A 2,574-nucleotide genomic window follows, 5' to 3' on the forward strand; every position below is an offset into this window, starting at 1 on the left:
AGGTGCCCGTCCTCGTCCCGGATGTTCTGTATCTCGCAGCCGAACAGTGGAGAGTCCGGATCGTCCCGCAGCATGTTGAGGCTGCCGCCCACGTAGAAACCGTCGCCGCTGCGCACCATAAGGGGGTTCCCGCCGTTCTCCGGGTCGAACGTGCGCGGCTCACGGATGTTGTAACCGGCGAGATAGTCGGCCAGATGGTCGAACGATTCCCGGAATGAGAGGTTGCGGATGCCGACCGGCTCCCTGCGGTGTTCCTCGATGTCCCAGATGGTTGTTTCCGTCATGATGGTCCCCTTTCATACGAGTGGGCGGGCGGGGCCGTGGCCCTGCCCGCCATTGTCAGAGTTCCGCCCGCGTGTCCTCATGGGCGGGGGCGTCATTGCCGTGGTTCTGTGCGAGCCGGGTGGAGGAGTCGCGGCTTTCCTCCGCCGCATGGGTGAGGGAATCGTCCCCACCTTCGGGATGTTCGGTGAACAGGTCGTGCCATGTGGTCTGGAACGCCTGATCGTACCCTTCCTTGTTCGCCTGCCGGACGGCTTCGGCGCTCATCATGCACGGGTTCGGTTTGTCGTAGCCGGAATCCCGCAATGCGTCCGCCATGGTTTCGGAGAGTTCCCCGTCCTCGTCGCCGAGGGCTTCGGTGAGGGAATCGCCCATGGTCTCCTCCGCAAGGTCGGTGGCGTCGCTGAACCGGTTCATGCCGTCGGCGGCGTCGCGGATGCCTTCGATGAGGGTGTCGGCCATGTTCTCCGAGATGGCGTACACGCCCTGATCCTTCAGATGGTCGAGGGTGGCGGCGGCGATGATGTCGGCCTTGTGGTCGTACAAATCCTGCGAGTAGCACTCGTACTGCGCCGCCTGCGTCATCTTCATGAGGTCGCCCTTGCAGCCTTCCAAGAGTCCCTGCGCGTCGGCCTCCTCCATCCATTCGTAGTTGTCGGGGAGCCAGTGGAGCAGGTCATGGTGGTAGATGTCCACCATGCCGTCCGCAGCCTCTTGCAGCGCGTCATCGATGTAATTGGCCCCGTTCACGTAATCCACGGCATCATAGCCGTGGTCGCCGAGGTCGAGGTTGTCGATTGCCTCCTTGATGGTAATGAACTTCCGCCCGCCGTAGGGCTGCTGGTCCACGGGTGGATGCTCGTATGCGTCCTGCCGGGCCTGCTCCGCCTGAAGCTGCTCCACCTGCGCCTGTACTTCGGTCTCGTACTCGTCAAGGGTGTCGGAGAGCTGGTTGGCCTCGCCGTTGCTGAGGTTGAGGGTGTCGCGCACCCAGTCCTGCGCCTTCCTGCATCCCTCCCATGCGCGGATCGCCTCGGAGGGCTTGCGGTAGCCCATGTCATCGGCGAAATCGTCCACATCGTGGTAGGCGTCCGGTATGCGGGAGTCCGAGAGGAGGCTGCTCACGACCTGCGTGACGGTGGGTTCCCCGTGCACGCTGGGGTTGCTCTGGTAGTCGGTGGTGAAGGGGTCGCCATACCTCGGGGTGAGCTGGCAGGTGTATTTCACATGGTTCGGGGAGAAATCCCCCTTTCCGGTGTTCAGAATGTCGAGATGGATGCCCGCGAGGAAATTCGCGGCCTGTTCGGGTGTTTCGTATGCTGCCATGACGGTCTCCTTTCTGTGGTCCCTTTCGGGTACCACCATTGTATCCGGCGGGCTGGATGCCCGCCGGGGTCATGGCGAGGCATGTCAGCTTCCGAGGATTTCCTTGGCGATGCCGCCGGATTTCACGATCATGAAGATGAGGACGACGCTGATTGCGACGCCTTTGAGAAGGTTTATCAGGCTGTCCGCGCTGGATGTGGTCATAAGGAAGAGGATGTCATTGCCCGCGCTGAGGCTTGACACCGATCCCGCGAGCACGAATGGGTAGGCCACGAACAGGAACAGCAGGATCGCCCCGGCCAGACAGACGGACGCGAAGTTCTTCAGGAACCCTATGCCCATCTGTCGGGTTTCCTCGAAACCGAGGAGTGAAATGGGGATCGGGGAGAACGCGGCGTAGATGTAGATTTGCCATGCGCGGACGTAGCACATGGCGAAGCCGAGCACGAAGGCCACAAGACCGAAAAGTAGGCAGATGACGGACATGATAAGGGTCATGAAGCAATCTCCGATGTTCATTGAGTCCCACTGGTCCTGCGTGACGCCATCGAGGCTGAACACGCCCGCTTCGCCGGTGCTGTCCCCCACCGAGCCGATGGTGGGAATGATGTCGTCGTTGACGACCCCGTAGATGGCCTGCATGATGTCGAGGCTGTTGTTGATGAACCAGTGGAGCAGCACGTAGATGACCGCGAGGAAGACGATCTCCTTGACGGCGGGGAGGGTGCTGGTGGCGTCGATGCGCTGGCTGATCTTCACCAGTTGGACGAGCATGAACAGGGCGAGGATGGATTCGCCTATGGGGATCACGGCGGTCTGGAAGATGTTGTTGGTCAGGTTGTACATATCGGTGCCCAGCAGCGAATCGAAGGGACCGCTGAGCAGGGCTTCCGTGCCGACGTGGTTGATGAGCTGGTTGTAGACGTTGAAGATCGATGTGGCCCATCCGAGGATCATGGAGCAGAT

General features: G+C 61.3%; 3 protein-coding genes. All 3 read right to left on the minus strand.

Translation table 11 applies throughout. The annotated features are described in order from the left end of the window. Positions 1-284 (minus strand): hypothetical protein (locus B5G37_RS14205; protein WP_143482987.1); only part of this gene is annotated, 284 nt, incomplete at its 3' end. Between the two features lie 55 nt (positions 285-339). Further along, complete coding sequence (locus tag B5G37_RS14210; RefSeq protein WP_087258902.1) at positions 340-1,608, minus strand: hypothetical protein; 1,269 nt, start codon at positions 1,606-1,608, stop codon at positions 340-342. Positions 1,609-1,692: 84 nt separating this feature from the next. Then, positions 1,693-2,574, minus strand: an 882-nt coding sequence (locus B5G37_RS14215; RefSeq protein WP_143482988.1) for a type IV secretion system protein, incomplete at its 5' end; no start/stop codon positions are given.

The sequence above is a fragment of the Pseudoflavonifractor sp. An85 genome, from assembly GCF_002161235.1.
Lineage (GTDB): Bacteria > Bacillota > Clostridia > Oscillospirales > Oscillospiraceae > Enterenecus.

Bases quoted from the DNA above. Each gene is read 5' to 3' on its own strand.
- B5G37_RS14210 (WP_087258902.1), bottom strand. From the start codon at position 1,608: ATGGCAGCATACGAAACACCCGAACAGGCCGCGAATTTCCTCGCGGGC.